Genomic DNA, 16637 nt, shown 5'->3' with positions numbered 1-16637 from the left:
GCCGGCCCATGGCGGGCGCGGCCGCACCGTCATCACGCCATTGCCTGCGTGCAGCGCGCTGCATCCTCCCCCATCCAAAATTGCAAGGAATTCCAATGAAGATCGCTGTCGCGGGTACCGGCTATGTCGGTCTGTCCAATGGCGTGTTGCTCGCCAAGCACCATGAGGTCGTGGCGCTGGATATCGTCGAGGCCAAGGTCAAGCTGATCAACGAAGGCCGCTCTCCGATCGTCGACAAGGAACTCGAAGCCGCGCTGGCCGAGGGTGGCTTGAACTTCAAGGCCACGCTGGACGCCAACGAGGCGTTTGCCGGCGCCGAGTTCGTGATCATCGCCACACCCACCGACTACGATCCGGACACCAATTATTTCAACACCAGCTCGATCGAGGTGGTGATCGCCAAGGTGCTGGAGATCAACACCCAGGCGACGATGGTGATCAAGTCGACCATCCCCGTGGGCTACGTTGCCAAGCTGCGCGCGCAGTTCGGCACCGACAACATCATCTTTTCGCCCGAATTCCTGCGAGAGGGCCGGGCGTTGTACGACAACCTGTACCCGTCCCGGATCATCGTCGGCGAGCGCTCGGCGCGCGCGGAAACCTTCGCGCGGCTGCTGCAGGAAGGCGCGCTCAAGCCCGACGTGCCGGTGTTGTTCACCGAGCCTACCGAGGCCGAGGCGATCAAGCTATTCGCCAACACCTATCTGGCGATGCGGGTGTCCTACTTCAACGAACTGGACACCTACGCGCTCACCCACGGGCTGGACAGCCGTCAGATCATCGAAGGCATCTGCCTGGATCCGCGCATCGGCAGCCACTACAACAATCCGTCCTTCGGCTACGGCGGTTACTGCCTGCCCAAGGACACCAAGCAGTTGCTGGCCAACTACCAAAGCGTTCCGCAGACCATCATCCGGGCGATCGTGGATTCCAACACCACCCGCAAGGACTTCATTGCCGCCGACGTGCTGCGGCGCAATCCCAAGGTGGTTGGGATCTATCGCCTGATCATGAAAGCTGGCTCGGACAACTTCCGTTCGTCCAGCATCCAGGGCGTGATGAAGCGCCTCAAGGCCAAGGGCGTGGATATCATCGTGTACGAACCGACGCTGAGCGAGCCGGAGTTCTTCCGCTCGCGCGTGGTCAACGATCTGGAAGCCTTCAAGCGCGAGGCCGACGTCATCATCAGCAACCGTATGGCCGACGCGCTGCAGGACGTGCAGGACAAGGTCTACACGCGCGATCTGTTCGGCGACAACTGAGCGGGGCCGGCGCCAGGTTCTGGCGGATGGCAATGCCACTTGTCTAGGCGTCCATGAGGTTCACGCAATGCGGCGTTGTTTGCCGCCTCGCAGGTCGGAGCCATTTGGTTTCCTGACGGTACCGACGTGCGGGCGATGCAGTTGCGTCGCCCGCACGCACAGGTGTGCAATGCAGCCTACCCAAGCATGCGACCTGTGATCTGCCCACGCGAAGCGTGTCGCAATCGAAAGTCGCGGATAACGCAAGACGGCGGCCATGGGCCGCCGTCGATCTTGCCTCTTACGTTGGGCGGGTGATCAGGCCCGGCCGTAGGTGTCCTCGAAGCGCACAATGTCGTCCTCGCCCAGATAGCTGCCGGACTGCACTTCAATCAGTTCCAGCGGCAGCTTGCCCGGATTGCGCAGGCGATGGGTCACACCGAGGGGGATGTAGGTACTCTGGTTCTCGGTCAGCAGCAGCACTTCTTCGCCACGCGTCACTTCGGCAGTGCCGCTGACCACGATCCAGTGTTCGGCGCGGTGGTGATGCATCTGCAAGCTCAGCACCGCACCGGGTTTGACGGTGATGCGCTTGACCTGGTGACGTTGGCCCATGTCGATCGAATCGTAGGCACCCCACGGACGATAGACCTTGCGGTGCCAGGTGGCCTCGGAACGGCCAGCCGTCTTGATCTGGCTGACCACGTCCTTGACCTCCTGGATGCGATCACGGTGACCGACCAGCACGGCGTCCGGCGTCTCGACAACGACCACGTCTTCCAGGCCGACCATGGCGATCAGGCGCGAGCCGTACGCATAGGTGTTCTGGCAATCTATCTGGATCACATCGCCATGGTGCGCGTTGCCCTGAGCGTCCTGCTCGGACACGTCCAGCAGCGACGACCACGAACCCACATCGTTCCAGCCGGCGTCCAGCGGGACCACGACCGCATCGGCAGTCTTTTCCATCACCGCGTAGTCGATCGAGTCCGACGGGCTGGCCGCGAACGCGTCCTTGTCCAGGCGGGTGAAGTCGGCATCGCGCTTGCCGTTCTGCCACGCCTTCTGGCAGGCATCGGCAATGGCCGGGTGGAACTTGCGCAGTTCCTCCAGGTAACGGGAGGCGCGGAACAGGAACATGCCGCTGTTCCAGTAATACTCGCCGCTGGCGAGGTAACCCTGTGCAGTAGCCAGGTCCGGCTTCTCGACGAAACGCTCGACGGCAGTTGCGCCAGTACCGGAACCGGCCTTGATGTAGCCATAGCCGGTTTCGGGGGCGGTCGGCTTGATGCCAAAGGTGACCAACTTGCCCTGTGCCGCTGCTTCAGCAGCAACTTTCACCCCAGCCTGGAATGCAGCCTCGTCACCGATCACATGGTCCGAGGGCAGCACCAGCAGCAGCGGGTCGGCGCCGTCGCGCATGGCTTCCAGCGCAGCGACCGCAATCGCCGGCGCGGTATTGCGGCCCTTGGGCTCCAGCAGGATGGCAGAGGGCTTGACGCCCAGCTGCTGCAACTGCTCGGCGGCCATGAAGCGATGCTCTTCATTGGCCACGACGATGGGGGCGTGCCCCGCGACGGGCGCCGCGCGCAGCCAGGTGGCCTGCAGCATGCTCTTGTCGCCGACCAGCGGCAGGAACTGTTTGGGATAGGACTCGCGCGACAGCGGCCACAGGCGCGTGCCGGAACCGCCGGACAGAATAATCGGAAGGACATCGCTCATGAGCGGGGGAAACTCCAGTGCGTCAAAAGTGGGGGTGATGGTAAATCAGTCACGGAGTAGATCGGAAATCTCTTGCGTGCGGCTTTCTAGCAATGCGGCATCGCCGCGCGTTTCCACGTTCAGGCGCAGCAGCGGCTCGGTGTTGGAGCTGCGCAGGTTGAAACGCCATTGACCGAAATCGGCGCTGATGCCGTCGGTGTAGTCCAGCTCGGGCGACAGGTTGGCGTAATGCTCCATCACGCGGGCGACCGACGCCTTGGCATCGGCAACCTTGAAGTTGATCTCGCCGCTGCACGGGAACTTCTGCATGCGCGCTTCGACCAGGTCGGCCAGCGAACGGCCGGACTGAGAGACCAGCTCGGCGATCAGCAGCCACGGAATCATGCCGGAGTCGGCGTAGGCAAATTCGCGGAAGTAGTGGTGCGCGCTCATCTCGCCGCCATACACGGCGTTTTCGCTGCGCATCTTTTCCTTGATGAAGGCGTGGCCGCTCTTGCACAGCACCGGAATGCCACCGGCTTCTTCGACCTGCTCGACCGTGTTCCAGGTCAGGCGCGGGTCGTGCACGACCTTGCCGCCGGGCTGCTTGGCCAAAATGGCCTGCGCCAGCAAACCCACCAGGTAATAACCTTCGATGAAGCGGCCGGTGTGATCGAAGAAGAAGCAGCGGTCAAAATCGCCATCCCACGCGATGCCGAAGTCAGCGCCATGCTCCTTGACCGCCTTGGCGGTGGCGGCACGGTTTTCCGGCAGCAGCGGGTTGGGAATGCCGTTGGGGAAGTTGCCGTCCGGCTCATGGAACACGCGCACGAACTCGAACGGCAGGTGCGGTGCAAGCAGGTCTACGATCAGGCCGGCACCACCGTTGCCCGCATTGACCACCAGCTTGAGCGGCTTGAGCGTGCTGCGGTCGACGTAGCTGAGCAGGTGCTCCAGGTAGGCGGTTTTATCGGTGCGGCTCTGCTCGCTTGCGGTGGGCTCGCCGGGTGCGGCGGTATCGGCAGCGACCGTGTCGCGGATCGCGAACAGGCCGGTATCGGAGCTGATCGGCCGGGCCTGCTCGCGCACCAGCTTCATGCCGTTGTAGTCCATCGGATTGTGGCTGGCGGTGACCATCACGCCGCCGGCAGCCTTGAGGTAATCGGTCTGGAAATAGACCTCCTCGGTGCCACACAGGCCGATATCGATGACTTCGCGGCCGCTGGCGCGCAGGCCCGCTGAAAGCGCTTCCTGCAACGCTGGGCTTGCCAGACGCACGTCGTGGCCCAGGACCACGGGCCCCTGATCCAGCTGCGCCGCCAGTGCCACGCCGATTCGGCGGGCCAAGTCCTCATTGAGTTCATCCGGCACACGGCCGCGAATATCGTAGGCCTTGAAGGCGGGTAGCGTCATGGGCAAATCTCTGGTGTGGGGGACACCCGAGTTTAGCGGGTGCGCCGTGTCTTGGGTGTGGCGGAATTGCGACCGAGGACAGGGAACAGTCAGCGGATAGAATGGCCGTTTCACATCAGCGAGGTGAGGGCGGTGATGCGTAACGATGGAGAAGGTAAGCCCAGCGGTAAACGCTATGCCGATGCAACGACGGCGCTGGATGGCGTGCTGGCCGATGGCCAGACGCTGGCAGTGGGGGGCTTTGGTTTATGTGGGATTCCCGAAGCCCTGATCGCTGCCGTACGCCACAGCGGAGTCGGCGGATTGACGGTGATTTCCAACAACGCCGGCGTCGATGGATTCGGACTTGGTCAACTCTTGGCCACCCGGCAGATCCGCAAGATGATTTCGTCCTACGTGGGCGAAAACAAGGAATTCGAGCGCCAATATCTGGCTGGCGAGCTCGAGCTTGAGTTCAATCCGCAAGGCACCCTGGCCGAGCGCCTGCGTGCAGGTGGTGCGGGAATTCCTGCGTTCTACACCGCCACCGGCTACGGCACGATCGTGGCCGAGGGCAAGGAAACCCGCGAATTTGACGGCAAGCACTACGTGCTGGAAACGGCGCTGCATGCCGATGTTGCGCTGGTCAAGGCGTGGCGCGCCGATACCGCCGGCAACTTGGTCTTCCGCAAGACCGCGCGCAATTTCAACCCGGCCTGTGCCATGGCCGGCCGCGTCTGCATTGCCGAGGTTGAGGAGATCGTGGCGCTTGGCACCATCGATCCGGATCACGTGCATCTACCGGGTATTTATGTCGACCGCTTGGTGCTCAATGCGACGCCGGAGAAACGTATCGAACAGCGCACTGTGCGCGAAGGACAGCAGTAATGGCCTGGACTCGAGATCAGATGGCCGCTCGCGCGGCGCGCGAATTGACCGACGGCGCCTACGTCAACCTGGGAATTGGTCTGCCGACGCTGGTGGCCAATCACATCCCCGATGGCGTGGACGTGTGGCTGCAATCGGAAAACGGCCTGCTCGGTATCGGCCCGTTTCCTACCGAAGACGAAGTGGATGCCGACCTGATCAATGCCGGCAAGCAAACCGTGACCGCGCGTGCCGGTGCCAGTTACTTTGGCAGCCATGACTCGTTCGCGATGATCCGCGGCGGCCATATCGATTTGGCGATCCTTGGCGCCATGCAAGTCACCGACCGTGGCGACCTGGCCAACTGGATGGTACCCGGCAAGATGGTCAAGGGCATGGGTGGCGCGATGGACCTGGTAGCCGGCGTCAAGCGCGTGGTGGTGCTGATGGAGCACGTGGCCAAAGACGGCAGCCACAAGATCTTGCCGGAGTGTGATCTGCCATTGACCGGCGTGGGTGTGGTCGATCGCATCATCACCGACCTGGCCGTGTTCGATGTCACTGCCGATGGCTTGGTGCTGGTGGAGGCTGCGGACGGAGTGGAAATTTCAGAATTGCGCAGCAAGACCGGCACGGATTTCCGCAGCTGAGAGCGAGGCGATGTGTTTCACCAGCAGCAAGGCGCCGTTACGGCGCCTTGCTTGCATAGCGGTAGGGTGTGGATGCCGCCGGCTCGCGTTGGCCCATGAGGCCGTCGATCGTGGCGATGCGGTGACCGGAGTGCAGGACGGCATGTCCGAGGAAACGTTCGATCGCATGTGCCAGCGTGCCGTCGATCTGTCCTTGCTCGCCCTCGAAATCGCCAGGTTGCAGATGCGCGTCGAGTAATGGACGCAGTGCGTCGAGCTTTGCCCAGAACATGCTGCCGGAGGCGAACCGGTCATGCTCGGTCACCGTGCCGGTGCCGGTGCGGACAGCGAGATAATCCAGTGCATCGGCATTGCCACCGATAAAGTCGGTGACCGCCAACAGATGTTGCGCTGGCGCGGCAAGCCCAAGCTGTGGGTCGGCTACGAAGGCGTTGACGATTGCATCCACGCGCCCACCACCCAGCAGCGCGGCCAGCATCTCGCGCCGCCACGCATCGCCATCGTGACGATGTGTCGATTTCTTCGTATGCAGTTTCACTACCAACTGCTCGCCCTCGTCCAGCAATCGATTGGCGATGTGCAGGAACGGCAGGATGTCCCGGCCGCGATTCTCGAAGCCTTCCACCTCTGCCTCGATGCCATGCTGCTGCAGGCGTCCACGGACCTGGCCGACCAGCGTCAGATCGGTAGTGACGATCAGCCGTAACATGGCTACAGAGGGCGCAAGCGCATCGAGGATCTCGTCCAGGACATCCAGATACCATGCGTGCACGACCACGCAGGCGCGGTAAGTGCGTGGGGCCGGTACGTCATGGGCCGAACGCGTCATTGCCTGCCGCGTTGCGTCGAGCCATGCATGCCCCAGGCGCATATCCGGCTCAAGGACGGCGCCTTCAGCCCACTCGTTCCATGCATTGATGAATACCAGGCGATGCGCCGTCGGTACATGTGCAAGACGGTGATGCACTGTGGTCGACAACCAGTCCCGGTAGCGGCGAGGGGAGGCGTGTAGATAGACACGCCCCTTGCCGGAACGTCGCGGCTCGTTGTCCCAGCCGGGGTTCACTCCGGGATACAGCGTGTACTCCCGTAAGGGGCGCTGCTCGATATCGCTCGCAAGCGCACGCCAATCCAGTACCTCGCCACTGAAGTCAGGATTCAGCAGGCGCTGCCCGGCCGTTATCGATGGCGGAGTGCTCATGTTGGGAGGAAACTCGACTGCCGCATCGAACCCGATATCGCGCGGATCCGGACGTTCGAAACCCTGTACGTAAGCTAGGTGGATTTCGCCGATGCCATTATCGCGACACCATGTGCGCCAACGCACGGCGGTCTGTGCGGGCTCGGGAAGCAGGTTGGGTCGATACACCAGCAGTAGCGGACGTCCTTCGACACGCCAGTACTTCGGGTTACGCATGTACGACGCGACATGCGCAATGAAGGCGAGATCGTCGTCGGCGTCATGCGCCTGATCGATCAGAATGTCGTCGCCACGCCCATCCCAGCGCCGCGCCCACTTCTCGTTTGCCCAGCACAGGCAGAACGGTAATGTGATCGAGTCATCTTCATGCCATTGCGTGACAGGCATTTCCAGCAAGGTCTTGCCGGCGAACCAGTAGAAGTAGAAGCAGAATGCGGCGAGGCCGTATTCCTGTGCCAAGCGCGCCTGCTCGCGCATGATGTGCGGGTTGCGCAGATCGTAAAAGCCAAGGTCCGCGGGGAGGCGAGGTTGATGATGCCCTTCGAATTGCGGAAGCGCGCGCGCGACGTTGCGCCATTCGGTAAAGCCTCTGCCCCACCACGCATCGTTTTCCGGAATCGGGTGAAACTGCGGCAGGTAAAAGGCAATCAGGCTTGCAGGAAGCGCGTCAGGCAGGGGGTGTGTGCGATACGGCACATGGCCGATCGCGGCCTGGTCGCTGCGCGCGGCCGGACGCCGGGAGATGCCATGGCCTGTCCTGCCACGCGCAGGCTCCGGAACCCAGTCGCCATGTCGGTCCAGAAACCAGCCGCGCCAACGGTCGCGCTTCGCTTCGCTCAACGGAATGGTACGGAACGCAGCGCGTAGCAGCCCGAACAGGCAGTTGCGCAGGCGTGTCTGGATCGGACGGCGAGGCGAATTCACAGATTCTGGTAGTTCGGTCCCGAACCCCCCTCCGGTGTGACCCAGGTGATGATCTCGTAGGGGTCCTTGATGTCGCAGGTCTTGCAGTGCACGCAGTTGGCGGCGTTGATCTGCAGGCGCTTGCCGGAGGGGCTGGCGGTGTCTGCGACCATTTCGTAGACGTTGGCCGGGCAGAAGCGGGTGCAGGGGTTGTCGTACTCCTCCACGCAGCGGGTGGCGCAGACGTCGGTGTCCAGGACTTTCAGGTGCACCGGTTGGTCTTCGTCATGCTCGGTGGCGGCGAAGTACACCGCCTGCAGGCGGTCGCGCGGGGCCAGTTCACGCGTGCCGTAGTCGCGCTTGGGTTGTTCGTAGTCGCCGAGCTTGTGCAACGCCGACCAGTCCGCCTTGTTCTTCAGCGTCCAGGGCGAGGCGCCCTTGAGCGCGGTTTCCCAGGCAGCATTGAGCAGGCCAAACCACAGGCCTTTCTTGAAGCCGGGTTTGATGTTGCGTACTTCCTTCAGCTCGGCCATTGCGTCCGACGCACGTAGTTTCGCGTCGAAGCCCTGCGGGGCCAGATGCGACTGCGCCAGGTGTTCGGCGGCCAGCATGCCGCTGCGGATCGCTTGATGAGTGCCCTTGATCTTGGGCACGTTGAGAAGGCCGGCGGTATCGCCGATCAGCAGCGCACCCGGCATTTCCGTCTTCGGCAGCGACTGCCAGCCGCCGGTGACGATGGCGCGCGCGCCGGCGGAAAGAATGCTGCCGCCTTCCAGTAGCGTCTTGATCAGCGAGTGGTTCTTCCATTGCTGGAAGGCCTCCCACGGCTGGTACTTCGGATCGCTGTAGTCCAGCCCGCTGACATAGCCGAGCGCAATCTGGTTGTTGTCCAGGTGATACAGAAAGCTGCCGCCGTAGGTGCGATTGTCGGCCGGCCAGCCGATGGTGTGCACGATCTTGCCTGGCGTAACGCGGCCTTCGGGCACCTGCCACAGCTCCTTGATGCCGATCGAGTAGCCCTGCGGGTCGCTGTCGGCGGTGAGGTCGAAGCGCTTCAGCAGCCGCTTGGTCAGGTGTCCGCGTGCGCCTTCGGCAAGCACGGTGACCTTGGCGCGGATGTCGATACCGGGTGTATAGCCGGGCTTGTGCGAGCCATCCTTGGCCACGCCCATGTCGCCGATACGCACGCCCACTACCTGGCCGCTGTCGTCGTGCAGCGTCTCGGCGGCGGCAAAACCCGGGTAGATTTCCACGCCCAGCGCTTCGGCCTGCGGAGCGAGCCAGGCGCACATCGCGCCAAGGCTGACGATGAAGTTGCCATGGTTACGCATGCCCGGCGGCACCACCGGAAACTTGCGCGCGCTGTCCTTGCCAAGGAACCAGAATTCGTCGTCGGTGGCGGCCACGCAGATCGGTGGCGGGTGATCGCGCCAGCCGGGCAGCAACGCGTCCAGGGGACCGGGCTCGATCACCGCGCCGGAGAGGATATGCGCGCCGATGGTGCTGGATTTTTCGATCACGCACACGCTTAGCTCGGGGTTGAGCTGCTTGAGCCGGATCGCAAACGACAGCCCGGCCGGACCGGCGCCGACGGTGACGACGTCGTATTCCATGACGTCACGTTCGACCGTCTCTGACGCTTGCGCGCCGATTTCCGCTTCCGACATTGCTCCACTCCCGTTGGCTCGATGGCTGTTGCGTATTTTCCGGGATTGCATGTGACGGCGGCAAATCGGCGCGATTCATCCGCTGCCAACGACGCGCTCTGGGCACGCGTGCTAGCGTTTGTCTTATGAAGATCGAGGTGGCATTGCCGGGGGCGCAGATCAGCTGGCAGCGCGGATGGCTGGACGCGTCGCACGCCGATGCGCTGCTGCAGGCCCTGCTGGACCAGGTGCAGTGGGAGGTCCACCGCATCCGCATGTTCGGGCGAGTGGTGGATTCGCCGCGCCTGAGCAGCTGGATCGGCGATGCCGATGCCAGCTATCGCTACTCCGGCACGCAGTTTGCGCCGCAGCCGTGGCTGGAGGCGTTGCAGCCAGTGCGCGCCCGCTTGCAGGATGAAACCGGTTGCCCGTTCAACAGCGTGCTGGTCAACCGCTACCGCAGCGGCGCCGATGCGATGGGCTGGCATAGCGACGACGAGCCGGAACTGGGCGCGCAACCGGTGATCGCATCGCTCAGCCTGGGCGCTGCGCGGCGCTTTGCCTTCAAGCATCGCGACGATGCGGCGTTGAAGCAGACGCTGGAGCTGGGCCACGGTGATCTGCTGCTGATGGGCGGACAGACCCAGCGCCATTACAAACACGCCTTGCCGCGCACCGTAAAGCCGGTCGGCGAACGCATCAATTTGACCTTTCGTCAGATTGCGATGCGTGCGTCCCGGCGATAGGGGCGGCTAACAAAACGTAGCGAGCGTTCGTTTGGCAATGAGCGCAGTTTTTGGCTGGCCGTAGCTTTGGGATGCAGCTAGAAGTCCGGGTCAACGCTGAGTCGGTCGAGTGCGCGGTGCCCTCACCGCGTGCGGGACACGCCGTGAATCCGTCCATGGAGGCTCGGTGGCGGCATCCATGCCGCCACACGGTCCCGCAAGCGGCGAGGACACCGCACCAGACCGTTGGCTGGTGTTTTACCGAAGAACGAAACCGCCGCGTCTTGAGGTTAGGAGTGGCTGGTTGCTTTGCCGACACCCTGGGCACCGACCAACGCGACTGGTCCTTGCCTGCTCACCGTCGCGGGACCTTACGCGGCATGGATGCCGCGTAAGAGCTTACAGGGACGTACTTGCAGCGTGTCCCGTGATGGCGGGCAAGGAACGTGCAGCCAGGCCGCAGATCAGCCGCTCTGCGGCAGCGCTCAGGCGGGCGCTGCCAGTGCTCGGAATCGGCATGTGCCACTCGCACACCCCGGTCCTGAGCGCGCCGTCCGCGCCCACCTGGTGACTGCTCGCTGGGCTTTTTAGCCGCTCTAAGTCTGTCGCTTGCGCTTACAACGAACGCGGCAAGTTCTGGCTGTCCTGCTGCCCTGTGGTTAGCGTCCAGCCGACCAGCTCAGTGGTGACCTGGGTCAGCGCCTGCTCGAAGGCTGCGGCGACCGCGGCGATGTCGGTGCTGGTGGACGGGCGTGCGACCAGGAAGGTGCGCGAGGCGGCTACGCGTTGATCGGACGAATGCAACAGCTTGGCGTTGAGTTCGATGGTGGCCGAGGGCACCGATTGGCCGGCGTAATCGGCTTCGAAGCGGCGCACGTCGATCGCCAACTTGTAGTCCGAGCGGATGCCGGCGCCGATGCGCGCAACCGCGGCGATCTTGCCGGAGTCCTCGAACGCGCGCACCACGCTGTCTTCCAGCATATCGGTGGCCGGTTGTGCCCAGCCCGCGCCGTGATAGACCTGCAACTCGCCCGGCGTGGGACGCACGTTGATGCGCGGGCTGTCGATGATGCGTGCGGCGCTGGGCTTGGCAACCGCCAGCTGCCAGGTCACCTGCGGCCAGGTGGGATTGGGCGTGACACGCACGGTGGGGGCATAGATCGTGGCCGGCTTCTTATCGCCGCCGGTCAGTACCGAGCAGCCGCCCAGCGCCAGCAACGACACGCACAACAGGGGACGCAACAGGCGCATGGCAGTCATTTCGGTTCGAACTCCTTGGGTGCGTCGCGGCCGAGCAGGTAGCGCGCAGGGTTGTTGTCCAGTTTGTCGCTGACCCGGCGCAGGTCGCGGATCAGGCCGCGCAATTCGGTCAGTGTCGGGCCGAGCTGGCCCAGGCCGTCGTTGGCGAAACTGTTGATGGCGGCGCGGTTCTCGCCAAGGATGTTGTCGGCATTGCCGGCGGCCGAGTCCAGCTTGACCAGCGTTGCGTCCAGCTTGTTCAAGATGCCCGGCAACTGCTGCACCAGGTTCTGATCCAGCCGCTTGATGGTGCCGTTGGTGGTGGTCAGGGTGGTGTCCAGATTGCGCGCGGCGTCGCGCGCGCTGACGATCAGCGCCTGCATGCCTTCATCGCGATCGGCGATCCCGCCGCTGATCTTTTCCAGGTTCTGCAGCGTGGCCGAAATGCTGGCCACGTTCTTGTCCGAGAGCATTTCGTCCATGCGCTCGACAATGCGGTTGGCGGTATCGGTGATGTTCTGCAGCGCCGACGGCGTGGTCTGGATGATCGGCGCATCGCTCTTGTCGATGGTGGTCAGCGACGGCGCCTCGGGCGTGCCGCCGGAGAGCTGGATGATCGACGGGCCGGTCAGGCTGGTGATGGCCAGCTTGGCGCGGGTATCGCTCTTGATCGGCGTGGTGGAATTGACCCGCACGTGCGCGACCACCTGGCGCGGATCGTTCGGCGCCAGGGTCAGCTCGGTGATCGAGCCCACCGCGATACCGTTGTATTGCACCGGGCTGCCGACCGACAGGCCGGTGACCGCCTCGCGGAACACCACCCGGTATTGCTGCCAGGTGCGGTCAGAGGAGTATTTGGCGGCCCATAGCCCGAACAGCAGCAAGGCCAGGCCTGCCACGATGGTGAAGGCGCCGATCAGGACGTAATTGGCTTTGGTTTCCATGCTCAGGCGGTCTCGGTGGAGTCGGTCTTGGCCGCGCGCGCGGCGCGGGCGCGCGGACCGTGGAAATATTCCTGGATCCAGGGGTGGTCGATCTGCTCGACCTCGGCCAGCGGCGCGTTGGCGATCACCTTGCGATCGGCCAGCACCGCGATGCGGTCGCAGATGGCGTACAGCGTATCCAGGTCATGGGTGATCAGGAACACGGTCAGGCCCAGCGCCTGCTGCAAGGTGCGGATCAAACGATCGAAGGCGGCCGCGCCGATCGGGTCCAGCCCGGCGGTGGGTTCGTCCAGAAACAGCAGCGGTGGGTCCAGTGCCAGCGCACGTGCCAGGCCAGCGCGCTTGCGCATGCCGCCGGACAGTTGCGAGGGCAGCTTGTCCAGTGCATCGGCCGGCAGGCCGGCCAGCTTGATCTTCAGTAGCGCCAGTTCGAAATACCAGCGTTCCGGGAACTCGCCGTGATGTTCCTTCAACGGCACCTGCACGTTCTCGCCGACGGTCATCGACGAAAACAGCGCGCCGTCCTGGAACAGCACCCCGGTATTGCGGGTGATGTGCTGGCGGTCGGCGAAGCGACCCGAGCGCGCATCCGCACCCAGCACCTGGATGCTGCCGGCGTCCGGCTCGCGCAGGCCCAGGATGCTGCGCATCAGCACCGACTTGCCGGTGCCCGAGCCGCCCACCACGCCCAGGATCTCGCCGCGGCGCACGTCCAGGTCGAGCTCTTCGTGGACGACCTGACTACCGAACCGGTTGGTCAGCCCGCGCACGGAGATCGCCAACTGGTCGTCGTCGGCATCAGTCTCGGTGCCGGGAGTGGGGAGTGGGGATTGGGGACTAGTCAAAGCACCTTGCTCCCAGATAGCAGTGCAAGTGCCTTGCTCACGCTCTGCACGAATCCCAAATCCCGAATGTCGAATCCCCGCCTCATCACCACCCCATCTTCATGAACCACAACGCCGCAATCGCATCGAGGATGATGACCAAGGAAATCGTCTGCACCACCGAGGAGGTGGTGCGCTCGCCCACCGACTGCGCGGTGCCGCTGACCTTCAGGCCTTCCAGGCAACCGATCAGGCCGATCACCAGCGCAAACAGCGGCGCCTTCGACAGCCCGACCAGGAAATGCCGCAGCTGGATGGTGTCGTGCATGCGCGCCAGATACATCTGCGGCGGGATATCCAGATCGAATGCGCCCACGGTGACGCCCCCGGCCAGTCCGGCGATCATCGCGATGAAGGTCAGCAGCGGCAGGGTGAAGATCAGCGCGAGCAGGCGTGGAATCACCAGCAGGTCGATCGGGTCCAGGCCCAAGGTGCGGATGGCATCGACTTCTTCGCGCGATTTCATCGCGCCGATCTGCGCGGTGAATGCGCTGGCAGTACGCCCGGCCAGGACAATGGCGGTCAGCAATACCGCGAATTCACGCAGGAAGGCGATGGAGACCAACTCGACCACATAAATTTCCGCGCCGAAGTCGCGCAGGATGGTCGAGCCCAAAAATGCGATCACCGCGCCGACCAGATACGACAGCAGCACCACCAGCGGTACCGCATCCAGGCCCACCTGCTCCATGTGGTGCACGGTGGAGGTCAGGCGGAAGCGGCGCGGCTCGTGGATCAGCCGCATGATCTTGACCAGGTTTTCGCCCAGAAAGCTGTTGAGTTCCAGGATGCCCTGGCCGACACCGTGGGTCGTGCGGCCCAGGCGGTCTAGCGCGGCGACGAAGCCGTAGTCGCGCTTGGGCTTGGGGCGCTCGTCGTTGAGTTCCTCGATGGTGCACACCAGCGCCTGGTGTTCATCGCGGAAATCGATGGCGTCTTCTTTGAGCCCCATGCGACCGGCAAAGCGCAGCAGTTGCAGCACGCCGGCCGAATCCAGTTGCCCGATGCCGCGCGCGTCGATACGACGCACCCCGTCGGGCACGGCTTGCAGCAGTTCGGCCTGGGGCAGAGCGGTCGCCAGGACCCAACTGCCGGAGAGTCGGACCTGTGCCTGATCCTGCGAGTCTTGTTCGATGCGTGGAGGTTGCGGTTTGATCATGGGTGGCCTGTCCGTGGCGCCAGCATACCGCGCCGGTGTGAGCGAAAGATGGGGACGCAACCGCAGCGATGTGCATGCAGCCGCCAACCGGGGCGCCGGGCACGCGCGCTGCGGCATACACTGACGGCCTCGCCGCACGGCGTTTTTTCGATCCGACCCGCCACGCATGTCTGCTGCCACCGTCGTTCTCCCGTCCGCCAGTGCCACCTACGCCCAGCGCGTCGCCTTCGTGTCGGAAATCGCCGGGCGCCTGCATTCCTATGGCACCACGGCGCAGCGGCTGGAAGCGGCGGTTGTGGGTCTATCGCAAAAGCTGGGCCTGGATTGCGAGCCCTGGTCCAATCCCACCGGCATCATCTTGAGTTTCAGCGACCCGACCAAGGCGATCGGCTCCAGCGACATCACCCGTGTGATCCGGCTGGCGCCAGGCGAGAACGATCTCTACAAACTCAGCGTGGCCGACTACGTGGCCGACAGCGTGGCCAACGGGCGCATGAGCATTGCGCAGGGGCACACCGCGCTGCGCCGCCTGGACCGCGAAGTGGACCGGCGCGGCAAGACCTTGCAGGTGCTGGCCTTCGGCCTGGCCGCGGCCGGCGTGGCCGGATTGTGGAAGTTGCCCTGGCTGGATATCGCCACCGCTGGCGCAATCGGCATGTCGATCGGCCTGCTGACCCAGTACACCGATAAGCGTGCCGCAACCAAGGAGGCAGGCGAAGCGCTGGCCGGCCTGCTGGCCGGCGTGGTTGCCGCGCTGGTGGCATCGCTGGTCGGGCCGTTGAATCTTAATACGGTGATCATCGCCTCGCTGGTGGTGCTGTTGCCAGGCATGTCGCTGACCAATGCCTTCAATGAACTGGCCAGCCAGCACTGGGTGTCTGGCACGGCGCGCCTGGCCGGTGCGGTGACCACGGTGCTCAAGCTCACGGTGGGCGCCGTGATTGCGGTGACACTGACCCAATTGATCGGCCTGCACCCCCAGGTGGCTGCCTTGCGTCCGCAGGCCGGGTGGGTGGAATGGGCGTCGCTGCTGGTGGCCGCTTATGCGTTTGCGGTGTTGTTCAAAGCCAATCGGCGCGATTATTTATGGATCATGGCCGCAGCGATGTCCGGTTATGTCATTGCGCGTTATGCCGGGCATGCCTGGGGTGGCCCGGCTGGAGTATTTGCCTCGGCCATGGCATTGACTGCCGCCGGAAATCTGTTCGGGCGGTTGGTGCAAAAACCCGGTGCGCTGATTCGATTGCCGGGCATCATCATGCTGGTTCCCGGCAGCGTCAGCCTGCGCGGATTTTTGACCTTGGTGCAGCAACAGGATGTCAGTGTCGGACAAGCCGCATTGTTGGCAGTCACCAATATCGTGATGGCATTGATGGCCGGTTTGTTGTTTGGGAACCTGTTGATTCCGGCGCGCAAGAATTTATGAGCGGCCAGAAAATCGCCCAATAAAAACGCCGGCACTGCCGGCGTTTTTATTGGTTTGGATCAAGCGGCCTTGGACTTCTTGGTAGCGCGCTTCGTCACGGTTTTACGTGGCGCGGCCTTCTTGGCCGATGCCTTCTTTGCACCGCCGCCAACCTTGTTGATCAGGAAGTCTTCCACCTTCTTGCCAGCAGCGGTCAGTTCGGCCAGCCAGCGCGGCTGCTTGCCACGGCCGGTCCAGGTTTCCTGGGGATTGGACGGGTTGCGGTACTTCGGCGGAACCTTGCCCAGCTTGCGGCCGGCGCGTGGACCCGGCTTGCCGGCAGCAGCCGGACGACCCGGACCGGCACTGGCGGTGGTACCAAACAATTCTTCGATGGAATAACCCTGCGCTTTCGCAGCGCGGGTCAGCTGCGTGCGAACCTTGGCGATCGGTGCGCGCTTGGCAACCACGGTCTGCTGCTTCTTTGCATTTTTGATCAGGGCGCCCAACTGCTTGGCCGACAGGCCAGAAAGATCGATCGACATCGTTACTCCGGAAGATTGAGAGAGAAAGAATGCCGATCCTTGGCAGCGGTGGCCATCATAATGTCAGAAAACCCGCATGACAAATGCGCCGAAATACATCGGCGCCTTGTGTTCATGCAATTGAAGCGTGATTGA

At 63.6% G+C, this 16637-nt stretch carries 14 protein-coding genes and 1 other RNA gene; 6 read left to right on the top strand and 9 right to left on the bottom strand.

Annotation, left to right across the window (positions count from 1 at the left end):
* The first annotated feature begins 95 nt into the window (after window positions 1-95).
* Window positions 96-1262 carry a nucleotide sugar dehydrogenase gene (locus tag BJD12_RS08805; RefSeq protein WP_005991854.1) on the top strand — a complete coding sequence of 389 codons (1167 nt, stop codon included), beginning with the start codon at window positions 96-98 and terminating at the stop codon, window positions 1260-1262.
* Window positions 1263-1559: 297 nt separating this feature from the next.
* Here the strand turns inward: BJD12_RS08805 and BJD12_RS08800 are convergent, their stop codons facing one another.
* Both BJD12_RS08800 and BJD12_RS08795 read right to left on the bottom strand, forming a co-directional pair.
* The gene (locus BJD12_RS08800; RefSeq protein ID WP_005991856.1) at window positions 1560-2963 is read right to left on the bottom strand and encodes a mannose-1-phosphate guanylyltransferase/mannose-6-phosphate isomerase; all 1404 of its coding nucleotides are present in this window, start codon (window positions 2961-2963) and stop codon (window positions 1560-1562) included.
* Between the two features lie 45 nt (window positions 2964-3008).
* Window positions 3009-4355 (bottom strand): phosphohexomutase domain-containing protein, encoded by a 1347-nt coding sequence (locus tag BJD12_RS08795; RefSeq protein ID WP_005991858.1) that lies wholly within the window; start codon window positions 4353-4355, stop codon window positions 3009-3011.
* A gap of 135 nt (window positions 4356-4490) precedes the next feature.
* Here BJD12_RS08795 and BJD12_RS08790 point away from each other — a divergent pair, with 135 nt between their 5' ends.
* Both BJD12_RS08790 and BJD12_RS08785 read left to right on the top strand, forming a co-directional pair.
* The gene (locus BJD12_RS08790; RefSeq protein ID WP_005991860.1) at window positions 4491-5222 is read left to right on the top strand and encodes a CoA transferase subunit A; all 732 of its coding nucleotides are present in this window, start codon (window positions 4491-4493) and stop codon (window positions 5220-5222) included.
* Window positions 5222-5851, top strand: a complete 630-nt coding sequence (locus BJD12_RS08785) for a CoA transferase subunit B (RefSeq protein WP_042827949.1) — start codon at window positions 5222-5224, stop codon at window positions 5849-5851. The genes BJD12_RS08790 and BJD12_RS08785 overlap by 1 nt, the downstream gene beginning before the upstream one ends.
* A gap of 37 nt (window positions 5852-5888) precedes the next feature.
* On the opposite strand, the gene BJD12_RS08780 is transcribed toward BJD12_RS08785, so the two are convergent.
* On the bottom strand, window positions 5889-7976 hold the full coding sequence (locus BJD12_RS08780) for a glycoside hydrolase family 99-like domain-containing protein (protein ID WP_005991868.1): 2088 nt from the start codon (window positions 7974-7976) through the stop codon (window positions 5889-5891).
* Complete coding sequence (locus BJD12_RS08775) at window positions 7973-9622, bottom strand: electron transfer flavoprotein-ubiquinone oxidoreductase (protein ID WP_005991891.1); 1650 nt, start codon at window positions 9620-9622, stop codon at window positions 7973-7975. Before BJD12_RS08775 ends, BJD12_RS08780 begins: the two co-directional genes overlap by 4 nt.
* Window positions 9623-9747: 125 nt before the next feature.
* On the opposite strand from BJD12_RS08775, the gene BJD12_RS08770 reads away from it, so the two are divergent.
* Together BJD12_RS08770 and BJD12_RS08760 are read left to right on the top strand one after the other, a co-directional pair.
* Window positions 9748-10347: an alpha-ketoglutarate-dependent dioxygenase AlkB family protein gene (locus tag BJD12_RS08770; protein WP_005991893.1), complete on the top strand. Its 600-nt coding sequence runs from the start codon at window positions 9748-9750 to the stop codon at window positions 10345-10347.
* A gap of 496 nt (window positions 10348-10843) precedes the next feature.
* A non-coding RNA gene (locus tag BJD12_RS08760) (sX9 sRNA) lies at window positions 10844-10919 on the top strand.
* Between the two features lie 22 nt (window positions 10920-10941).
* Here BJD12_RS08760 and BJD12_RS08755 read toward each other — a convergent pair.
* The 4 genes from BJD12_RS08755 to BJD12_RS08740 form a co-directional block, all read right to left on the bottom strand.
* A complete protein-coding gene (locus tag BJD12_RS08755) occupies window positions 10942-11586 on the bottom strand; it encodes an ABC-type transport auxiliary lipoprotein family protein (protein ID WP_005991786.1) in 645 nt (214 codons plus the stop codon).
* Window positions 11583-12509 (bottom strand): MlaD family protein, encoded by a 927-nt coding sequence (locus BJD12_RS08750; RefSeq protein WP_005991785.1) that lies wholly within the window; start codon window positions 12507-12509, stop codon window positions 11583-11585. Before BJD12_RS08750 ends, BJD12_RS08755 begins: the two co-directional genes overlap by 4 nt.
* A gap of 2 nt (window positions 12510-12511) precedes the next feature.
* Window positions 12512-13354 carry an ABC transporter ATP-binding protein gene (locus BJD12_RS08745; protein ID WP_042827943.1) on the bottom strand — a complete coding sequence of 281 codons (843 nt, stop codon included), beginning with the start codon at window positions 13352-13354 and terminating at the stop codon, window positions 12512-12514.
* A gap of 85 nt (window positions 13355-13439) precedes the next feature.
* Window positions 13440-14669, bottom strand: coding sequence for an ABC transporter permease (locus BJD12_RS08740; protein ID WP_172797259.1), 1230 nt, complete (start codon window positions 14667-14669; stop codon window positions 13440-13442).
* 49 nt (window positions 14670-14718) lie between these two features.
* Here BJD12_RS08740 and BJD12_RS08735 point away from each other — a divergent pair, with 49 nt between their 5' ends.
* A complete protein-coding gene (locus tag BJD12_RS08735) occupies window positions 14719-15978 on the top strand; it encodes a threonine/serine exporter family protein (RefSeq protein ID WP_005991780.1) in 1260 nt (419 codons plus the stop codon).
* 59 nt (window positions 15979-16037) lie between these two features.
* Here BJD12_RS08735 and BJD12_RS08730 read toward each other — a convergent pair whose 3' ends face one another.
* Window positions 16038-16502, bottom strand: a complete 465-nt coding sequence (locus tag BJD12_RS08730) for an H-NS histone family protein (protein ID WP_005991778.1) — start codon at window positions 16500-16502, stop codon at window positions 16038-16040.
* Between the last annotated feature and the right edge of the window lie 135 nt (window positions 16503-16637).

Origin of the sequence: Xanthomonas vesicatoria ATCC 35937 (assembly GCF_001908725.1) — a bacterium.
Classification (GTDB): domain Bacteria; phylum Pseudomonadota; class Gammaproteobacteria; order Xanthomonadales; family Xanthomonadaceae; genus Xanthomonas; species Xanthomonas vesicatoria.
The sequence above is the reverse complement of the archived record's forward strand: the minus strand, read 5'-3'. Positions and strand labels throughout refer to the sequence as shown.

Bases quoted from the DNA above. Each gene is read 5' to 3' on its own strand.
- BJD12_RS08785 (WP_042827949.1), top strand. From the start codon at position 5,222: ATGGCCTGGACTCGAGATCAGATGGCCGCTCGCGCGGCGCGCGAATTG.
- BJD12_RS08795 (WP_005991858.1), bottom strand. From the start codon at position 4,355: ATGACGCTACCCGCCTTCAAGGCCTACGATATTCGCGGCCGTGTGCCG.
- BJD12_RS08740 (WP_172797259.1), bottom strand. From the start codon at position 14,669: ATGCCGCAGCGCGCGTGCCCGGCGCCCCGGTTGGCGGCTGCATGCACA.
- BJD12_RS08805 (WP_005991854.1), top strand. From the start codon at position 96: ATGAAGATCGCTGTCGCGGGTACCGGCTATGTCGGTCTGTCCAATGGC.
- BJD12_RS08750 (WP_005991785.1), bottom strand. From the start codon at position 12,509: ATGGAAACCAAAGCCAATTACGTCCTGATCGGCGCCTTCACCATCGTG.
- BJD12_RS08755 (WP_005991786.1), bottom strand. From the start codon at position 11,586: ATGACTGCCATGCGCCTGTTGCGTCCCCTGTTGTGCGTGTCGTTGCTG.
- BJD12_RS08775 (WP_005991891.1), bottom strand. From the start codon at position 9,622: ATGTCGGAAGCGGAAATCGGCGCGCAAGCGTCAGAGACGGTCGAACGT.
- BJD12_RS08790 (WP_005991860.1), top strand. From the start codon at position 4,491: ATGCGTAACGATGGAGAAGGTAAGCCCAGCGGTAAACGCTATGCCGAT.
- BJD12_RS08800 (WP_005991856.1), bottom strand. From the start codon at position 2,963: ATGAGCGATGTCCTTCCGATTATTCTGTCCGGCGGTTCCGGCACGCGC.
- BJD12_RS08770 (WP_005991893.1), top strand. From the start codon at position 9,748: ATGAAGATCGAGGTGGCATTGCCGGGGGCGCAGATCAGCTGGCAGCGC.
- BJD12_RS08730 (WP_005991778.1), bottom strand. From the start codon at position 16,502: ATGTCGATCGATCTTTCTGGCCTGTCGGCCAAGCAGTTGGGCGCCCTG.
- BJD12_RS08735 (WP_005991780.1), top strand. From the start codon at position 14,719: ATGTCTGCTGCCACCGTCGTTCTCCCGTCCGCCAGTGCCACCTACGCC.